At 66.6% G+C, this 16,010-nt stretch carries 19 protein-coding genes; 6 read left to right on the top strand and 13 right to left on the bottom strand.

All coding sequences use genetic code 11. The features are described 5' to 3' along the window. Positions 1–151: 151 nt before the first annotated feature. Positions 152–1,834, bottom strand: a complete 1,683-nt coding sequence (locus ARC78_RS12095) for an ArnT family glycosyltransferase (RefSeq protein ID WP_057506392.1) — start codon at positions 1,832–1,834, stop codon at positions 152–154. Positions 1,835–2,041: 207 nt separating this feature from the next. Between ARC78_RS12095 and ARC78_RS12090 the strand changes: the two genes are divergently transcribed. Next, positions 2,042–2,737: a response regulator transcription factor gene (locus ARC78_RS12090; protein ID WP_054659540.1), complete on the top strand. Its 696-nt coding sequence runs from the start codon at positions 2,042–2,044 to the stop codon at positions 2,735–2,737. Further along, entirely contained in the window at positions 2,734–4,026 is a 1,293-nt protein-coding gene (locus tag ARC78_RS12085; RefSeq protein ID WP_054659538.1) for a sensor histidine kinase, read from the top strand. The genes ARC78_RS12090 and ARC78_RS12085 overlap by 4 nt, the downstream gene beginning before the upstream one ends. Before the next feature lie 206 nt (positions 4,027–4,232). Here the strand turns inward: ARC78_RS12085 and ARC78_RS12080 are convergent, their stop codons facing one another. The 5 genes from ARC78_RS12080 to ARC78_RS12060 are packed head-to-tail and all read right to left on the bottom strand — an operon-like array spanning position 4,233 to position 7,212. Then, positions 4,233–4,814 carry a hypothetical protein gene (locus ARC78_RS12080; protein WP_425478344.1) on the bottom strand — a complete coding sequence of 194 codons (582 nt, stop codon included), beginning with the start codon at positions 4,812–4,814 and terminating at the stop codon, positions 4,233–4,235. Further along, entirely contained in the window at positions 4,762–5,013 is a 252-nt protein-coding gene (gene minE / locus ARC78_RS12075; RefSeq protein ID WP_054659534.1) for a cell division topological specificity factor MinE, read from the bottom strand. The genes ARC78_RS12080 and minE overlap by 53 nt, the downstream gene beginning before the upstream one ends. A gap of 2 nt (positions 5,014–5,015) precedes the next feature. Beyond that, positions 5,016–5,825 carry a septum site-determining protein MinD gene (gene minD, locus ARC78_RS12070; RefSeq protein WP_054659532.1) on the bottom strand — a complete coding sequence of 270 codons (810 nt, stop codon included), beginning with the start codon at positions 5,823–5,825 and terminating at the stop codon, positions 5,016–5,018. A 33-nt stretch (positions 5,826–5,858) separates the two neighbouring features. Beyond that, positions 5,859–6,620, bottom strand: coding sequence for a septum site-determining protein MinC (gene minC, locus ARC78_RS12065; protein ID WP_057506391.1), 762 nt, complete (start codon positions 6,618–6,620; stop codon positions 5,859–5,861). Position 6,621: 1 nt separating this feature from the next. Continuing rightward, positions 6,622–7,212 carry a GNAT family N-acetyltransferase gene (locus ARC78_RS12060; protein WP_054659603.1) on the bottom strand — a complete coding sequence of 197 codons (591 nt, stop codon included), beginning with the start codon at positions 7,210–7,212 and terminating at the stop codon, positions 6,622–6,624. 140 nt (positions 7,213–7,352) lie between these two features. Here ARC78_RS12060 and ARC78_RS12055 point away from each other — a divergent pair, with 140 nt between their 5' ends. From ARC78_RS12055 to ARC78_RS12040, 4 genes are all read left to right on the top strand, one after another. Further along, positions 7,353–8,552 (top strand): sensor histidine kinase, encoded by a 1,200-nt coding sequence (locus ARC78_RS12055; protein WP_054659605.1) that lies wholly within the window; start codon positions 7,353–7,355, stop codon positions 8,550–8,552. After that, positions 8,552–9,193, top strand: coding sequence for a response regulator (locus ARC78_RS12050; RefSeq protein ID WP_054659606.1), 642 nt, complete (start codon positions 8,552–8,554; stop codon positions 9,191–9,193). The genes ARC78_RS12055 and ARC78_RS12050 overlap by 1 nt, the downstream gene beginning before the upstream one ends. Positions 9,194–9,477: 284 nt before the next feature. Then, positions 9,478–10,617 carry a polyketide cyclase gene (locus tag ARC78_RS12045; protein ID WP_054659608.1) on the top strand — a complete coding sequence of 380 codons (1,140 nt, stop codon included), beginning with the start codon at positions 9,478–9,480 and terminating at the stop codon, positions 10,615–10,617. Positions 10,618–10,719: 102 nt separating this feature from the next. Continuing rightward, positions 10,720–11,091, top strand: a complete 372-nt coding sequence (locus ARC78_RS12040) for a DUF423 domain-containing protein (protein ID WP_054659610.1) — start codon at positions 10,720–10,722, stop codon at positions 11,089–11,091. 608 nt (positions 11,092–11,699) lie between these two features. Here ARC78_RS12040 and ARC78_RS12035 read toward each other — a convergent pair. The 7 genes from ARC78_RS12035 to ARC78_RS12005 are packed head-to-tail and all read right to left on the bottom strand — an operon-like array spanning position 11,700 to position 15,926. Continuing rightward, positions 11,700–12,509: a M15 family metallopeptidase gene (locus tag ARC78_RS12035; RefSeq protein WP_057506390.1), complete on the bottom strand. Its 810-nt coding sequence runs from the start codon at positions 12,507–12,509 to the stop codon at positions 11,700–11,702. A gap of 9 nt (positions 12,510–12,518) precedes the next feature. After that, positions 12,519–13,088, bottom strand: coding sequence for a PH domain-containing protein (locus ARC78_RS12030; RefSeq protein WP_083468564.1), 570 nt, complete (start codon positions 13,086–13,088; stop codon positions 12,519–12,521). Beyond that, positions 13,085–14,377 carry an alpha/beta hydrolase gene (locus tag ARC78_RS12025; protein WP_057506389.1) on the bottom strand — a complete coding sequence of 431 codons (1,293 nt, stop codon included), beginning with the start codon at positions 14,375–14,377 and terminating at the stop codon, positions 13,085–13,087. The genes ARC78_RS12030 and ARC78_RS12025 overlap by 4 nt, the downstream gene beginning before the upstream one ends. Further along, positions 14,377–14,559 carry a DUF4177 domain-containing protein gene (locus ARC78_RS12020; protein WP_054660372.1) on the bottom strand — a complete coding sequence of 61 codons (183 nt, stop codon included), beginning with the start codon at positions 14,557–14,559 and terminating at the stop codon, positions 14,377–14,379. The genes ARC78_RS12025 and ARC78_RS12020 overlap by 1 nt, the downstream gene beginning before the upstream one ends. Next, on the bottom strand, positions 14,556–14,741 hold the full coding sequence (locus ARC78_RS12015) for a type II toxin-antitoxin system antitoxin (RefSeq protein ID WP_054660374.1): 186 nt from the start codon (positions 14,739–14,741) through the stop codon (positions 14,556–14,558). Before ARC78_RS12015 ends, ARC78_RS12020 begins: the two co-directional genes overlap by 4 nt. Beyond that, positions 14,738–15,022, bottom strand: a complete 285-nt coding sequence (locus ARC78_RS12010; protein ID WP_083468556.1) for a hypothetical protein — start codon at positions 15,020–15,022, stop codon at positions 14,738–14,740. Before ARC78_RS12010 ends, ARC78_RS12015 begins: the two co-directional genes overlap by 4 nt. Before the next feature lie 22 nt (positions 15,023–15,044). Beyond that, complete coding sequence (locus tag ARC78_RS12005; RefSeq protein ID WP_054660378.1) at positions 15,045–15,926, bottom strand: SPFH domain-containing protein; 882 nt, start codon at positions 15,924–15,926, stop codon at positions 15,045–15,047. Between the last annotated feature and the right edge of the window lie 84 nt (positions 15,927–16,010).

The raw sequence follows: 16,010 nt of genomic DNA, 5'->3' as shown, positions 1-16,010 counted from the left end.
GGGCGGGGGCGGGCATGCAGCAGGGGCCATCGGATGGGATGGCGCGATGCTGTCCCGCCGGATGTCGGAATGCGGTCGGAAGGATGTGGAAATTCTGTCAGGCGTTAAGACAGTTGCCGGTCCTTGCCGGCACCGGTTTGGCGGGCGCGGCTCAGTCGCCGTCGTCGTCCGGCGCGGTATCGCCCCCGTCAACGCTGCCATGGGTTCTTTCGACGCAGGCCACATCCAGCGCTGTGCCGGGCAGCAGCTGCCAGTTGTTGCGGTTGGCACTGCCGATGGCGATGACCTGGGCGCGATCGGCGCAGGGACTCATCGCCTTGTCCAGCACGAACAGCCAGCGCCGATGTGGATCCTGTGCAACCCAGCGGGCCGCATCCTGCCACTGCTCGGCCACCGGGCGCTTGAAACCGAAATCGGCGGCCTGCGGATCGGTCTGCAGCAGGTTCTGCTCGCGCCAGGCCACCATGCCCAGCTCGGCCTCCGGGCCGATGCGCACGCGCACCTTGTCCATCACCTTCGAGGCGGAGCTGTAGGGATCCAGCGCCGGCATCGCGCCCAGCCCGTACATCGACCACAGCAGCACCGTGGTCAGCACCACCGCCAGACCCGCCCGGCGCAGGCGCAGGGTGATGGCCAGCAGCAGGCAGGCCGCGCCGACGCCGATCAGCCACCCGCCGACCGTTGGCAGCACCGACAGGTCGATCGCCCGCCTGGCCGCGTTGCGCTGGGCCCAGCCATCGCCATGCACCGCGCCATAGCCGATCACCAGCATCGCCACGGCCAGCAGGACCACATAGCCCAGCAGCAGCCAGCGCACGCCGGTGCGGCGCAGCAGCCCGGCCAGCAGCGGTGCGGCGGCCACGGCCAGTGCGGGCAGCATCGGCAGGATGTAGACCTCGCGTTTGCCCGGGCTGGCGCTGAAGAACAGCAGCACCAGCAGCGCCCAGCCCAGCAACAGTACATAGCGCGGATCGGCGCGGCGGCAGCGGCGCCACCAGGCCGGGACCAGCCATGGCAGCAGCAGGCTGCCCGGCAGCCACATCGTGGCGATCACCTGCAGGTAGTACCAGGCCGGCTGGGTGTGGTGCCAGGCCGAGGTGTAGCGGGTGCCGGTCTGCTTGAACAGCAGCTCGTGCGCGTAGGCCTTCAATGCCGGATCGGGATTGTTCAACAGCGCGATGCCCAGCGGGGCCAGCCACACCGCCGTGCCGAGCAGGAACATCGGCAGCAGCAGCCACCAGTTCCAGCTGCGGCCCGGGCCCGCAGCCTGCGGATGGCGCCAGCGCCAGAGCGCCCACGGCAGCAGGATCAGCAAGGGCAGGAAGCCCACGCCCTTGGTCACTGTGCCCACGCCGGCGGCAAAGCAGGCCAGGGCGAAGGCGCCCCAGTTCGGGCCCAGCAGCAGGTGCCGCATCAGCCCCCACAGCGCCAGCGTGGTCATGCCCACCAGCACCATGTCGATCTGTGCGCGCTTGGCCATCAATCCGAACTGGATGCAGACAAACAGCGCCAGCACCGTATAGCGCGCGACCTGCCGGTTCCACAGCCGCCGCGACAGGTCCCAGGTCAGCCACAGGGTCAGCAGCGCGGCCAGCAGCGAGGGCACCAGGAAGGACAGGTTCCAGTCGCCGAGCACTTTGTAGGTTGCCGCCTGCAGCCACATGAAGGTGGCCGGCTTCTCCGCGTACAGCTCGCTGCCGCGATGGGGCAGCAGCCATTGCCCGGTCTCGACCATATGCCGCGCCGCCAGCACGAAGCGCGGCTCGTCGGGCGGGCTGGGTGAGCGCATGCCCAGCCCGGCCACCAGGCTGGCCACCACCAGCGCCATCAGCATCACAAACCACAGGGAATTCGGGGAGGAGCGGGAAGGTGTCGGGCGCACGGGCGACTCGTTCTCGGAAGGACAGGCGCGATGATCGCGGGGACGACGTGGGAAGCGTGTCGCAACCATTGTTACCTGTTTCGACGACATTCTGACCACCCCGCGTCTACGATATCGGCCGATACCCGCCGCTGGCGGGGCTTTGCAAAGGTTCCGCCCATGCGGCTGCTGGTCATCGAAGACAATCGCAACCTGATCGCCAACCTGTTCGAGTACTTCGAGGCGCGCGGGCATGTGCTGGACGTGGCCCCGGACGGCGTCACCGGCCTGCATCTGGCGATAACCCAGTCCTACGACGCGATCCTGCTGGACTGGATGCTGCCGCGCATGGAGGGGCCGGAGGTGCTGCGCAAGCTGCGCGAGGAGCACCGCTCCGAGGTGCCTGTGATCATGCTCACCGCGCGTGACGAGCTGCCGGACAAGATTGCCGGCTTCCGTGCCGGTGCCGACGACTATCTGACCAAACCCTTCGCGCTGCCCGAGCTGGAGGTGCGGCTGGATGCGGTGCTCGCGCGCATGCGGGGGCGCAATCCGCGCAAGGTGCTGGAAGTGCACGATCTGCGGCTGGACCTGGGCACGCTGGAGGCCCGGCGCGGCGGCCAGGTGCTGCACCTGTATCCGGCCTGCCGCAAATTGCTGGAAGTGCTGATGCGCGCCAGTCCCGCGGCGGTGACGCGCGACCAGCTCGAATACGCGCTGTGGGGCGAGGAACCGCCCGATGGCGACATGCTGCGCTCGCATATCTACGAGCTGCGGCGTGCGGTGGATGGTCCGTTCGAGCAGAAGCTGCTGCACACCCTGCCGCGTGTGGGTTATCGGCTGTCGGCACCGGCGACCGGCAGCCTCCCGTCGTGACCCGGCCCACGCTGCGGCGCAAATTGCTGGGCTGGCTGGCGGTGTATGTGGCGCTGGTGACGCTGGCGGTGTTCAGCGCGGCCAACTATGTGCATGAGCGGGCCGAACATGCGGTGTGGCGCGCGCTGCTGAACACCGAGCTGGACAGTGTCATCGGCCACATGCGCAGCGATCCGGACTATCGCTGGCAGGATTCGGACACCTTGCACCTGTTCCGCGAGCACGATGAAAAGGGCATTCCGGAAACACTGGCGCATCTGACGCCGGGTCTGCATGACGGCGCGCTGCTGGCCGGCCGGAACGCGGCGGCGATGGTGCGCGACACCGATGATTTCGGCCGCGTGATGCTGGTGCTGGACATCACCGATTTCGCGGCGCTGGAGCATTTCGTCACCCGCTGGGCGCTGCTGGCGGGCGTGGCGCTGCTGCTGGTCACCTTGCTGATGGCCTGGGTAGGCATGAACCGGCTGGTGCGGCCGTTGTCGGTCCTGGCCCAGGACATCGGCCACCTGCGTCCGGAGCGGCGTGGCCAGCAGGTGCAGGTCGACAAGCGGGGCAGTGCCGAGCTGGAAGTGATCGCCGGCGCGCTGAACGACTATCTGCAGCGCAACGAGCATTTCGTCGAGCGCGAGCGGATGTTCATCAGCACCGCCAGCCACGAACTGCGCACGCCCATCGCCGTCATCACCGGTGCCGCCGAACTGGCCCTGGAACAGCCGCAGTTGCCGGCGCGGGCACGCCAGCAGCTGCAGCGCATCCGTGGCACCGCATCCGGCGTCGAGCAGCTGATCCAGCTGCTGCTGGTGCTGGCGCGCGATCCGGCCCGGCTGGCGGCGATGAGCGAACTGCTGGCGCTGGAGCAGCTGGTGCCGGAGATCATCGAAGACCATCGCCATCTGGCCAATGGCAAGGAGCTGCAGCTGCAACTGGTGCAGGCCGAGCCGTGCCAGATCCTGGCGCCGCTGGGCGTGGTGCAGGCGGCGATCGGCAACCTGCTGCGCAACGCGATCGAGAACAGCGACCGTGGCGTGATCCGCCTGGGTGTTTCTGCGCAGGCGCTGGTCACCATTGAAGATCCGGGCCACGGCATGAGTCCGGAAGAGGTCGCGCAGCTGTACGCGCGGCTGGCCCGTGGCGAGCGCGATCCGAGCGCGGGCATCGGGCTGGATCTGATTGCGCGACTGTGCGGCCACCTGGGCTGGACGCTGGATATCCACTCGCAGCCGGAGCGCGGCACCCGCGTGGTGCTGGATATGCGCGCATCGCAGCCGGCGCGGGCGCCACACTGACCGCGACGCGCCGATAGAGTCCATCGCCTCGCCACGCGCCCGCGTCTGGCCGAGGCGGTGGCTTTGCGCGGCAGGCAAGCGGGGTCCGATCAGCTGCGCCTGGAGTTCCTGGCCATCCTGCGCGAACCGCAACGGGCTCATGGTGCAGCGCCGGTGCGGCGTGGCTCGTGGCCGCGCGCCATGTTTTAGCGGGGTGTGGGGCGGTTTTACGCGTCCAGCAATCCGCGTTCGATCAGCCACGCCCTGGCGTCTTCGGCATCCTGCTCGAACCACGCCCGGGTCGATCCCAGTCGATACGTGTACCCCCACGTATCCATGTCGGCCATCAGGCGCGCGCTGCCGACGCCGGGCAGCTGTCCGGCCAGCACGATCTGCAGATAGCAGGTGGCATCTTCCTCGGCCACCGAATCGGTGGCGTCGGTATGCACCTGGGCGCGACGCTCCGGCGGCAGCACGATCAGATGGCAGGCCTCGTGCAACATCGAATGCACGGGAGTGTCATCGCGCACGTACACCTCGCTGCCGATGATGCCGGCTTCCGGCTCGCCCCAGTAGCTGCCCGGGATCGTCTCGCCGGCGGCGATATGGTTCAGGCGCAGGCCATGGCCGGCCAGCAGCGCGACGGCATCGCCCCACTGGATATCGCCGACACAGGTCACGGCCACGTCTGGCCCGGAGAGGGGGGAGGGGTTCACGGAAGGCACACTCCCGGCGGCCAGCGCCGCCGGGTGCAGATCACTTGTCGTCAGGCAGGGCGACGGAGATGTCGAGCACGTCGTTGGCGCCATCCTTGACCAGGTCGACCTTGACCGCATCGGCGTCGATATTGACGTACTTCTTGATCACTTCCAGCAGTTCACGCTGCAGCAGTGGCAGGTAGTCGGGGCCGCCACGGGTGCTGCGTTCCTGCGCGATGATGATCTGCAGGCGGTTTTTCGCGGTTTCGGCGGTGTTCTTCTTCTGTTTCAGGAAGTCGAGCAGTCCCATGCTTATCCTCCAAACAGCTTGCTGAAGAAGCCCTTTTTCTCAACCGAAATGAAGCGCATCGGGCGCTCCTCGCCAAGGATGCGGCTGACCGCGTCCTCGTAGGCCTGGCCGGCCGGGGATTCGCTGTCCAGGATCACCGGTTCGCCCTTGTTGGAGGCATTGAGCACGTCGCCGGACTCGGGAATGACACCAATGGCTTTCAGGCCCAGCACTTCCTCCACGTCGGCAATGCTGAGCATCTCGCCGGTCTCCACGCGCGGCGCGCTGTAGCGCGTCAGCAGCAGGTAGGCCGGGACGTCCTTGCCGGCTTCGGCGCGGGCGGTCTTGGAGTCGAGCAGGCCGATGATGCGGTCCGAGTCGCGCACCGACGACACTTCCGGGTTGACCACCACCACGGCGCGGTCGGCGAAGTACATCGCCAGGAAGGCGCCCTTCTCGATGCCGGCCGGCGAGTCGCAGATGATGAAATCGAAGCCGTCGGCCGCCAGGTCCTTGAGGACCTTCTCCACGCCTTCCTTGTTCAGTGCGTCCTTGTCGCGGGTCTGCGAGGCGGCCAGCACGTACAGGTTGTCAAAGCGCTTGTCCTTGATCATGGCCTGCTTCAGTGTGGCTTCGCCGTGGACAACGTTGACGAAGTCGTACACCACGCGGCGCTCGCAGCCCATGATCAGGTCAAGGTTGCGCAGGCCCACGTCGAAGTCGATGACGGCGACTTTCTTGCCGCGACGGGCGAGCCCGCAGGCGAGGCTGGCGCTGGAGGTGGTCTTGCCGACGCCGCCTTTGCCGGAGGTGACTACGATGATTTCAGCCAAAGGACTTCTCCTGGGTATTCGTTTTGGGCCGCGTCAATCCAGCGCGGCAATCATGATCTGGTCCTGTTCCAGCCACACCTGCACGGCTTTGCCGCGCAGGGTGTCGGGAATATCGTCCAGCACCTTATAACGTCCAGCAATGGCGACCAGTTCAGCGTGGAAGTCGCGGCAGAAAATGCGTGCCGCGGTGTTGCCTTGCGCGCCGGCCAATGCCCGGCCGCGCAGCGTACCGTAGATATGGATGCTGCCGTCGGCGATCACCTCGGCACCGGCACCCACGGTTGAAAGTACAGTCAGGTCGCAGTTTTCGGCATACAGCTGCTGGCCCGAGCGGACCGTGCCCAGTTGCATGCGTCCTGGCTGCGCCGGCGCTGCGGCGGGGACGGGCGCTGCAGGCACCGGTTCCGGCGCACGGCGTTGCGGCGCGGGCGCTGCGGCCGGTTCGGCATCGGCGCGCTCGTACTGGGCGCGGAACTTGGCCAGCAGGGGCAGCCCCAGCTGCTGGGCCAGCACTTCGGTGTCCTGGGTGCCATAGGCCAATGCCACCGGCAGCACGCCAGCCTCACGCAGTCCGTTCAACAGGGCCTGTGCGGTCGCCAGATCCGGCACCTGGCTGAGCCCGCCGAAATCCAGAATCACCGCCGCGCGCCCGAACAGCTTCGGGGCGCGGGTGACGCGATCGCGCATTTCCTGGCTCAGGCGCTCCACATCCAGGGTGCGGATGCGCAGGTTGGCAATGCCGACCTGCCCGATTTTCAGTTCACCCGCCTGTTCGAAATCCAAATTCACTGCCATCTCAAGTTCCCGTCGGCCGCTGCTGCAGCGGTCGGCGTGTGTGGCCTACCCACGGTACGTCGGGCAGGTTGTCGCCATAGGTTTGATGCACCCATTCGTAGCTGCACAGGTCCTTGAGCAGCATGCTGGTGCGCACGTCCACGTCGGGCATGGTGTTCTGGCCGACTTCGCGGAAGCCGAAACTGCCATGGAACAGCAGTGCGGCGTCGGCGCCATGGTCCAGGAACACCTCGCAGGCCATCTGTGGATAGCGAAGTTCCGCATAGCTCTGCGCATCGGCATAGAACGCGCGGCCCACGCCACCGCCACGGCGACGGCTGGCCACCACGATGCGGTCGATATAGAAAAAGCTGGGATAGCGCTGCTGGAACCACGCGTAGTTGCAGCTGTCATGGGCGCTGCCGCTGCCATAGCCGACCAGGAACCCGGCCAGGTTGCCATCGCGCTCGGCCACCCGGAAATATTCGGCGGTTTCGTAGAAACGGCGGAGTTTTGCCGCGTCCAGCGGGAGGATCGCCAAGCCGGCATTGTTGTTCAGTGCCAGAACGGAATCGAGCTCATGCTCGAGCACGTCGCGGATGACAATCGACATTGTGACTCCGTGGGGTAAAACGGTCGGCCTGTGGAGGCTGTGCGGCCAATTATCGCATGGGTGGCCGGAGCCGGGCGAGCCGACGCGGGCATGACTTCCGAGGGAGGGCGCAACCTGCCGCATATCCTTACTATGCCGGGATGTTGGGATACCTCAGCCACACCCGCGTTCTCCGCCTGGCCGGCCTTTTCACCTGGGCGCTGGTCAGCCTGCCGTTGATCTACACCCAGTACGCGCCGGAGGAGGGCGTGGCGCAGCCGGCGGCCGGAGAGGCGGCATGGCTGTTTGTGGCCTATCTGGTGTTCGGCGGTTGCTACTTCTGGCTCACCCGCGGGCTGAAAGCCTCCGGCCATACCAACTGGTATGACCGCACGGTGCTGCTGGTGCTGACGGTTTCGGCGCTGGCGGTGAGTTATCTCTCGGCCACCGGCCTGGGCAGCATCCTGATGATGGTGGCCGCCGGGGTGATTCCGTGGCTGCTGAGCAAGCGGGTGGGGATCGTCTGGCTGGTCCTGAGCCAGTTGGCGGTGTTCCCGGTCTACAACCTGATCCTCGGCCTGCCGTTGTTCGAGGCCCTGCTGCAGTCGCTGCTGTACGGCGGTTTCTCCATGTTCCTGTTCGTCACCAGCCTGGTGGCGCGCCAGCAGACCCAGGCGCGGGAGGAGCAGCGCCGGCTGAATGCGGAGCTGCGGGCCACCCGTCTATTGCTGGCCGAAAGCGCCCGGGTCAATGAGCGCACCCGCATCTCGCGCGAGCTGCATGATCTGCTGGGCCACCACCTGACCGCGCTGAGCCTGAATCTGGAGGTGGCCGGACATATCACCGAGGGCCAGGCCCAGGAGCATGTCCGTCAGGCGCATACGCTGGCCAAACTGTTGTTGACCGACGTGCGCGAAGCTGTGAGCCAGCTGCGGGAGAGCGGCGCGATCGATCTGGCGGCGGCGCTGCGGCCGCTGACCGAGCGGGTGCCCTCGCTGGACATCCATCTGGAGATGGACGAGCCGTTGAACGTGGAGGACCCCGAGCGCGCCCATGTGCTGCTGCGCTGTACCCAGGAGATCATCACCAACGCGGTGCGCCACGCCGGTGCCCGCAACCTGTGGATCCGGGTCCATCGGGAAGATGGCCAGGTCGTGATCGTCGCGCATGATGACGGGATCGGTGGCGAGGTGGACGAGATACTGCCGGGCAACGGTCTGCGTGGCATGCGTGAGCGCCTGGTTCAATATGGGGGGGCGCTGGAGGTGTCCATGCGGCGCGGTGAGGGCTTCCGTCTTCGCGCCTCATTGCCGGGCGTAACCAATATGATGCTGGCCTCCGGGCCCCAAGGAGTGAGTTGATGATCCGTGTCTGCCTGGTCGATGACCAAACCCTGGTACGGCAGGGCATCCGTTCGCTGCTGGCGCTGGATGACAGTATCGAGGTGGTGGCCGAGGCCACCGATGGCCGCCAGGCGGTGGAGATCATTCCGCAGGTCGCGCCCGATGTGGTGCTGATGGACATGCGCATGCCGGTGATGTCCGGCCTGGAGGCGCTGCAGACGCTGTCGCGGCTGGGCCAGTTGCCGCCGGCGATCATCCTGACGACCTTCGATGACGACCAGCTGGTGCTGGCCGGGCTCAAGGCCGGGGCCAAGGGCTATCTGCTCAAGGATGTGACCCTGGAGCAGCTGGTCGGTGCGATCCGCACTGTCGCCGATGGCGGCTCGCTGGTGCAGCCGGCCGTCACCCAGCGGCTGCTGTCGGGGCTGGAGCACATGCGCAACGAATTTGTCAGCCTGGACCGGCCCGATCCGCTCACCGACCGCGAGACCGAAATCCTGCGGCTGATGGCCAGCGGCTTCTCCAACAAGGAGATCGCCAACTCGCTGGGCGTGGCCGAAGGCACCATCAAGAACCACGTGTCCAACATCCTGTCCAAGCTGGGGGTGCGCGACCGCACGCGGGCGGTGCTCAAAGCCTTCGAACTCCAGCTGGTCTGAAGTGGTGGGAGTGAAAAATCGGGCCCGGCCGGTTTCCGTGCTGGCGTTAGGGTCCGGTGAGGATGGAAAATAGCCGCAACCGGCCCTCGGCCGTGTCGGGTCCGCAGGTGGCGGGGCTCCTGATCCGGGAGCGGAACGCCGCGCTTTGCAGCCCTCAACCCATGTTCCGTACCAGGCAGGGAAACCGGTGCGTCAATTCAGTCAACAACCTGCGCAAAGCCTGATAGGATGGGGGCTTCGCTTCAATCAACCCGGCCGTGGGATCGGCCACGGAGACTCTCTGAATGACCCGTATTATCGAGTTCCTGATTGCCCTGGGGATCGTGGCTGGCCTGTTCGTCATCATTGGCGTGTGCCTGCCGGGCGAGCGCCATATTTCTGAAAGCATCGAAACCAACCGCAAGATGACGATCGTGTATGACACGGTCAACAGCCTGCGCCGTTTCAAGGACTGGAATCCGCTGGTGCTGCGCGACAAGGGCATGGAACTGAAGCTCAGCGGTCCGGAGGCCGGCGTCGGTGCCCGCCTGGATTACAGCTCCAAGGACAGCGCGCTGGGTAGCGGCAGCTGGGAAATCAAGGAAAGCGAAAAGAACAAGCTGGTGCGTATCGCCATCGAGGACCCGACCCGGGGCCACGACAAGGTCACCACCTTCACTCTTGAGCCGACCGGCAAGAACGACCGCAACGTCAAGATCACCCAGGACTACTCCGTCAAGTACGGCATGGACCTGTTTGGTCGTTACGCTGGCCTGTACGTGAGCCGCCATATCGGTGATGACGTCAAGCTGGGTCTGTCACGCATGGCCAACATGCTGGCGACGGTGCCGAACGTCGACTACCGCGCTGCCGAAGCCCCGTTGACCGATCTGAAGATCGTTGACGTTCCGGCCGAGGATCTGCTGGTCGTCAATGCCGGCAACATCGATCGCAACAACGACACCATCCGCAAGTCCATCCAGGACAACCAGGAATGGATCAAGCGCACGATGGAGGCCAATGGCCTGGAAGCTGCCGGTCCGGTGCGCATCGTCACCACCGACTTTGCCGCTGACAAGTACGCCTTCGACGTGGCCCAGCCGGTCCGCAAGAAGAGTGGTGCCGCCGCCGCTGCCGACAAGCAGGAAGGTGATGCTGCCAAGATCGAAGCTCCGGCCGCGGTGGCTGCGACCGACGGCAAGTTGAACGTGAAGATTCCGGCCGGCAACCCGGTGACGTATTCGCACGTTCCGGCGCACCGTTCGTCCTTCGCTTCCTACGCCGGTCACATGGCGGGCCTGGATATCGCGCGCAACGCACTGCGTGCCTGGGCGACCACCCACGGCAACGAAGTGATCGACCGTCCGTACGAATCCTGGAAGGGAGGCGTCGACAAGGCGTTCACCACTGACGGTACGTATGACGTTTACTGGTCGGTGAAGTAATTCGCTGTCACAGCGGATGAACTGATCTGCCCTGAAACGCGCCGCTTCTTGCGGCGCGTTTTTTTTTGAGCCGCGCCAAGGCGCAAGTGGAGAAGTGGAATGATGCTGGGGCTGGAACGACGTGCGCGCAAATCTTCTTTCCTGGCGTTCAGTGGCGGGCTGCTGGCGGCGCTGGCCATCGGTCTTTCGGCCTACGCGTCACATGGGCTCAATGAGCCACTGGCGCAGTCGAACCTCAACACTGCCGCGCTGTACCTGTTCGGGCATGGCGCAGTGCTGGCGATACTCGGCCCGGCCTCGCTGAACACCCTGGGGCGAAGTGCGCTGTACGTGCTGCTGCTGGGGGTGCTGCTGTTTTCCGGCAGTCTGGCCGCCGGGGTGCTGGCGGGCTGGACTACGCGGCTGGCGCCCGCGGGCGGCATGTTGCTGATGGGCGGGTGGGTGCTGCTGGCCATTGCCGCGTTGCGGCGCTGACGCCAGGCCCTGCTGTCGACGCGGGTTCGCCCCCGGCTTTGCGCATTCCCAGCTGCTGCGCGATCACCGCGCTGGGGTCTGGATCAGGCGACTGGGTCTGATCCGCGGCAGCCAAGGCTGGGCGGTGGCGATGCTGCCGATGTTCCCGCTGGGCCGGACCGATATTCTGCCCATCGACGGCCGTGGCATCGGCAAGAAAGTGCAACGGGTGGACGGGAGCGCAGCGCCGCCCACGCCGCGCGCACTGCCGGCCCGGGGCGAGCGCCGGGGCCTGGATCGCAGCTGGGCCATCCTGTTTCTGTGGCGGATAGCCGATTTCCCCGAAGCCTCACGTGCGAAAGCCGGTCGTTTTCAGGCGTCAGCGCGATCGGCAGCGCCAACGGCCCGCGGGCCGGTTCCTGGCAACGAGCGAGTCTGCATGCTGGCGGCAGACGATGCAGGGGATGGGCGCGGCGATGGCAGGCGGGTTGTTCCTGCCCGTCGCTTACCCCCGCAAAACGGGGGACGCTGGCGCCTGCGAACAGGGCGGGCGATATCGCTGGTGGTCATCGCCACTGCCGGCGTGGCACGCCGGCGCGAGGCCCGTGCCGGCGACGCCCAGAGGCCGCTCAGGGAGTGGTGCGGCGGAAGCACCAGTGCCAGGGCTCATAGACGATGCCGTGCGGGTTGTCGCGCGGATAGCTCATGTGGAATCCGAAGTCGCCGGCCCGTCTCTGCAGCCAGCTGAAGGCGGCGGTGTGTTCGAACGACTCCTCGGCCGCCGGCGCGTCCGGAGCGCTGATGTCCAGCGCGTTGCCGCCATGGTGTTCGCTGTAACCGGGCGCGGCATTGACGGTGAGGATCTGCGCCACGTCCAGGCCGCGCGCCAGCTTGCGTTCAAAAATGCCGAGCTGGTAGGCATGGCTGCGGTAGCCGGAGATCGCCTCCAGTGCGATGCCGTCAAGGGAGGCGGTGTGCTGCATGCGCTGCCAGGCACGGCTGGCGCCACGGGTCAGCCACAGTGGCCGGCGGTAGCGGTCGAATCCGGCCAGATGCAGGTGTGCCGGTTCGGCGATCAGCCACAGGCCGGTGTGGCTGGCGTAGCGGGTACTGTGCAGGCCGAGCTGGTCCAGGCGCTGCTGCAGCTGGTGCAGTGGAAGTTCGCCCTCCGGTGGCGGAACACGGGCCGGGGTTGCCAGTGTGGCATCCAGTGCCACCATTGCCGGTTCGATGCCGGGCTCCGCCTGCAGGCGGCTGACCAGCGGCATCAGCCCATGCGGCAGTTGCACCGCCAGATAGCGGCCATCGCGCTTGCGGCGCAGCACGTGACTTGCCTGTGACAGCAGGCGGGCATCGTGGTTGCTGCGCGCCCGCAGCAGGCCACCGGGCCAGATCTCGATATCGGGCGTGTTGATCAGGAGGCGGGGGACATTGCGCATGGGGGCAGCTTAGGCGCGGGGCAGGTTGTCGGCCAGCCGTTTGAGTTCCTCCAGCAGGGCGCGCGGCTGCTCCGGGCTGAGCAGCACGCTGCTGCCATCGCGCAGGGGCAGCACCAGTACGCGGTGGTTGTCGGTGATCAGGCAGAAGCCCTTGCTGCCGTCCTTCATCCGGAAGTGGCCGGCGCGAAAGCCGGGCATCTGGAAACCGTTGGTTTTCAGGGCGGGTTTGAAGCCCGGGTTCTCGTCGAAGTCGACCACGCGGGCGCGGTCCAGTCGCATGGCACTGATCGGCACCTGCTTGCTGTACAGCGTGCTGGCGATCTTCAGCCGCCGGGCATCCAGCTGCAGATGACGCCGCCGGTAGGCCAGGGTCAAGCCGGCAGTGATCAGTGGCAGAACCAGCAACGGGCCCCAAGAGGCGAACGCGGCGGTGACGGGGGGCTTGCCTGCGAACAGCTGGATCAGCGGGTTGATGCAGATCACCAGCAGCACGGGACCCCACAGCCACAGCAGGGACGTCGCCGCCGGTGCGGCCAGCGGGATGGACTGCGCTGGAATCGATGGGGTCTGCGGTCTCATGGCCGGGTCTTGATCCACCGCGCGATGTCGCCGATCAGCACCTGCTCCACATGGCCGGGCCGGGAGTATTCCTCCAGTGAGCTTTTGCCTTCGCCGGTGATGCCCAGATGGTTGAGCGTGGGGTAATGCCGGAACTGGTAGCGCTCCCCTTGCAGCCCCTGGTTCCAACGCTGCCAGTCGGCATCGATCACCTGGAAGTCGCGGCCGCCCTGCAGCAGCAACACCGGCAGGGCGGTGCTGCGGGCATCGGCAACGGGGTCCACCTGTTCCAGTTGCTGCCAGAAGCGCCCGGGCAGGTTCATCAACGTGGCATCCGGATCGCCGCGGACGGTGGCGATCGCGGCTGTCAGCGCGTCCAGCTGCGCCTGTTCGGCAGTGCTGATGCTGCCGTCCAGCCCGGCCATGTAGCGGTTCTGTTCGGCCAGCAGATCGAGGATCGGCCGCGCCGGCGCGGCAAGCAGCACCAGCCCGGCGATCTTGCCGCTGGCGTTGGCGATGCGCCCGGCCAGCAGGCCGCCCTGGCTGTGGCCGAGCACATAGATGTGGTCGGGATCGATCCGCGGGCTGCCAGCCAGCGCCGCCACGGCGGCGACGGCATCGTCGGTGGTCTCATCATCGATGCTGAAAGCGCCGTTGAACTCCTGCGGTCGCGCATAAGTGCGTTTGTCGTAGCGCAGTACGGCGATCCCCTGCGCGGCCAGGCCGCGGGCGAGATCCAGGAACGGGCGGTTCGGGCCGATGGTCTCGTCGCGGTCCTGCGGGCCGGAGCCATGGACCAGTACCACCGCCGGGAACGGGCCCGGGCCCTTGGGCAGTGCCAGCGTGCCGGGCAGGGCGGCTTTGGCGCTATGCGGGGCCGGCACGCTGAAAGCCTGTTCGCTGAAACCGGCATCGGCGGCCGGGGCGGCGGCGGGTGGCGGCGCCGCCGGTTGAACCAGAAAGCCGGTGATCCGGTCGTCTTCGTCGAATGCGATCCTGGCCTGCAGCTGGCCGTTGGCGTAGTCCAGCGGGACGATGACGATGCGATAGCCGCCTTCCTCGCTGGTGCGGGCCTCGCCCCGCTTGCCGGCGGCCCCCAGCTGCGCGGTCAGCGATTCCCACACCGCCTTGAGCCTGTCGGCCGGAACCGCGGCCTTCATCTGCGGCGAGAACATCGCCTCGGCGGTGCTGTACCGGCCGGCATCGAGCTGGTCGAGCAGGCGCGTGGCCAACGCGGCCGGGTCCGCGGCAAAGGCGGTGCTGGAGAAGGCGAGCAGCGTTCCCGCAATCCACGCGTTGAGCCTGGTCATCACTGCTCCTTCTTGAACACCAGCGTGGGCGAGGAAGTGGTGGGCAGGGCATGGACCACGTTCACCAGCTCCCACCCCTGGCGCCCATGCTTGTCCAGCTGCTCCTGCAGGCTCTCGGGCTTGAACGTGCCCCACATGCTGGTTTCGGCTTTGACGACCAGATACTTCCACTGCTTGCTCATGACTCCTCCTTATTCGAATCATCCGGTGCGGGGCGGGGCAGGCGCCCGGCCTTACGCAGGGCGTCGCGGATCACGTACTCGATCTGCGCGTTGAGACTGCGCAGCTCGTCGTCGGCCCACCGCTGGGCAGCCGCCAGGACTTCGGCGTTGATGCGCAGCGGATAGGCCTTCTTCTCGCTCACGGGCGTGGCGCTCCATCGCCGCCGCGGCGCAGGTGCATCACCAGCGAGATGCCCAGCGCATTGACCGCGATCACCAGCGCGACGATCACTCCGTAGGCGATGGTCTGCTGGTCGCCGGCCAGGTGGAGACCAATGCCGCCGACAAACAGGCACAGCGCGATCAGCGCCCAGCGCAGGCCGATGCCGCGGGCGTGGGCGGTGCCGGGGCGTCCGCTCCACACCGCGAAGCACAGCGCCGGAATGCCGGTGGCGGCGATGATCAGGGGGGCGAAGACATTCACTGCGGTCACCTCAGGATGTTGTTCAGTACAGCGAGCCGGCGTTGACGATCGGCTGGGTGCCACGATCCGAGCACAGCACGGTGAGCAGGTTGCCGACCATCTGCGCCTTGCGTTCCTCGTCCAGCTGCACCACGGCATTTTTCTGCAGCTCCAGCAGGGCCATTTCGACCATGCCCACCGCGCCGGCCACGATCTGCGTGCGGGCGGCGATCACCGCGCTGGCCTGCTGCCGCTGCAGCATCGCCTGGGCGATTTCCGGGGCGTAGGCCAGGTGGCTGATGCGGGCGTCCAGCACCTGCACGCCGGCATCGGCCAGACGCTCGGCCAGCTCGTTTTTCAGGTGCTGGGAGATCTCGGCGGCATGGCTGCGCAGCGCGAGCTGGCCAGCGGTGTGCTGGTCGTACGGATAGCTGGTGGCCATCGCGCGCAGCGCCGATTCGGACTGGATATGCACGAAACTTTCGTAGTCGTCGACGTTGTAGACCGCCTCGGAGGCGTCCACGACCTGCCAGACGATGACCGCGGCGATCTCGATCGGCGAGCCGTCCAGCTCGTTGACCTTGAGCTTGCCGCTCTCGAAATTGCGCACGCGCTGGCTGACCTTGCGCTTGGTGAAGAACGGGTTGTTCCAGCGCAGGCCGTTGTCCTTGACCGTGCCAACGTACTTGCCGAACAGGCTCAGCACCGCGGCCTGGTTCGGCTGCACCATGTACAGGCCGCAGCTCAGGAAGAGGCCCAGGCTCACCAGCACGATGCCGGCCAGTACCAGCAGGCCACCGCCGCCCACGCCGGATTTGGTCAGCACCACGGCGAAAATGATGGCGGCCGTGCCCGCCAGCATCAGCGCGAGTGTGCCGAGCAGGGTGGGAATGCCGGACAGGGAACCGATCGACTTCTCTTTCATGGCACATCTTCCGTGGTAGTTTGATAGAAAGATATCAAATTGATATCAACATGCAAGTGGGTGCCGGTAGCGGGCGGGCGTAGT

It is taken from the genome of Stenotrophomonas pictorum JCM 9942, from assembly GCF_001431585.1.
Classification (GTDB): domain Bacteria; phylum Pseudomonadota; class Gammaproteobacteria; order Xanthomonadales; family Xanthomonadaceae; genus Stenotrophomonas; species Stenotrophomonas pictorum.
Note: the sequence above shows the minus strand (reverse complement) of the source record. Positions and strands in the feature narration are given on the sequence as shown.

Bases quoted from the DNA above. Each gene is read 5' to 3' on its own strand.
- ARC78_RS12045 (WP_054659608.1), top strand. From the start codon at position 9,478: ATGACCCGTATTATCGAGTTCCTGATTGCCCTGGGGATCGTGGCTGGC.
- ARC78_RS12080 (WP_425478344.1), bottom strand. From the start codon at position 4,814: ATGGCGCCAACGACGTGCTCGACATCTCCGTCGCCCTGCCTGACGACA.
- minE (WP_054659534.1), bottom strand. From the start codon at position 5,013: ATGGGACTGCTCGACTTCCTGAAACAGAAGAAGAACACCGCCGAAACC.
- ARC78_RS12050 (WP_054659606.1), top strand. From the start codon at position 8,552: ATGATCCGTGTCTGCCTGGTCGATGACCAAACCCTGGTACGGCAGGGC.
- minC (WP_057506391.1), bottom strand. From the start codon at position 6,620: ATGGCAGTGAATTTGGATTTCGAACAGGCGGGTGAACTGAAAATCGGG.
- ARC78_RS12030 (WP_083468564.1), bottom strand. From the start codon at position 13,088: ATGAGACCGCAGACCCCATCGATTCCAGCGCAGTCCATCCCGCTGGCC.
- ARC78_RS12005 (WP_054660378.1), bottom strand. From the start codon at position 15,926: ATGAAAGAGAAGTCGATCGGTTCCCTGTCCGGCATTCCCACCCTGCTC.
- ARC78_RS12090 (WP_054659540.1), top strand. From the start codon at position 2,042: ATGCGGCTGCTGGTCATCGAAGACAATCGCAACCTGATCGCCAACCTG.
- ARC78_RS12055 (WP_054659605.1), top strand. From the start codon at position 7,353: ATGTTGGGATACCTCAGCCACACCCGCGTTCTCCGCCTGGCCGGCCTT.
- ARC78_RS12025 (WP_057506389.1), bottom strand. From the start codon at position 14,377: ATGACCAGGCTCAACGCGTGGATTGCGGGAACGCTGCTCGCCTTCTCC.
- ARC78_RS12060 (WP_054659603.1), bottom strand. From the start codon at position 7,212: ATGTCGATTGTCATCCGCGACGTGCTCGAGCATGAGCTCGATTCCGTT.
- ARC78_RS12020 (WP_054660372.1), bottom strand. From the start codon at position 14,559: ATGAGCAAGCAGTGGAAGTATCTGGTCGTCAAAGCCGAAACCAGCATG.
- ARC78_RS12095 (WP_057506392.1), bottom strand. From the start codon at position 1,834: ATGCTGATGGCGCTGGTGGTGGCCAGCCTGGTGGCCGGGCTGGGCATG.
- ARC78_RS12035 (WP_057506390.1), bottom strand. From the start codon at position 12,509: ATGCGCAATGTCCCCCGCCTCCTGATCAACACGCCCGATATCGAGATC.
- ARC78_RS12040 (WP_054659610.1), top strand. From the start codon at position 10,720: ATGCTGGGGCTGGAACGACGTGCGCGCAAATCTTCTTTCCTGGCGTTC.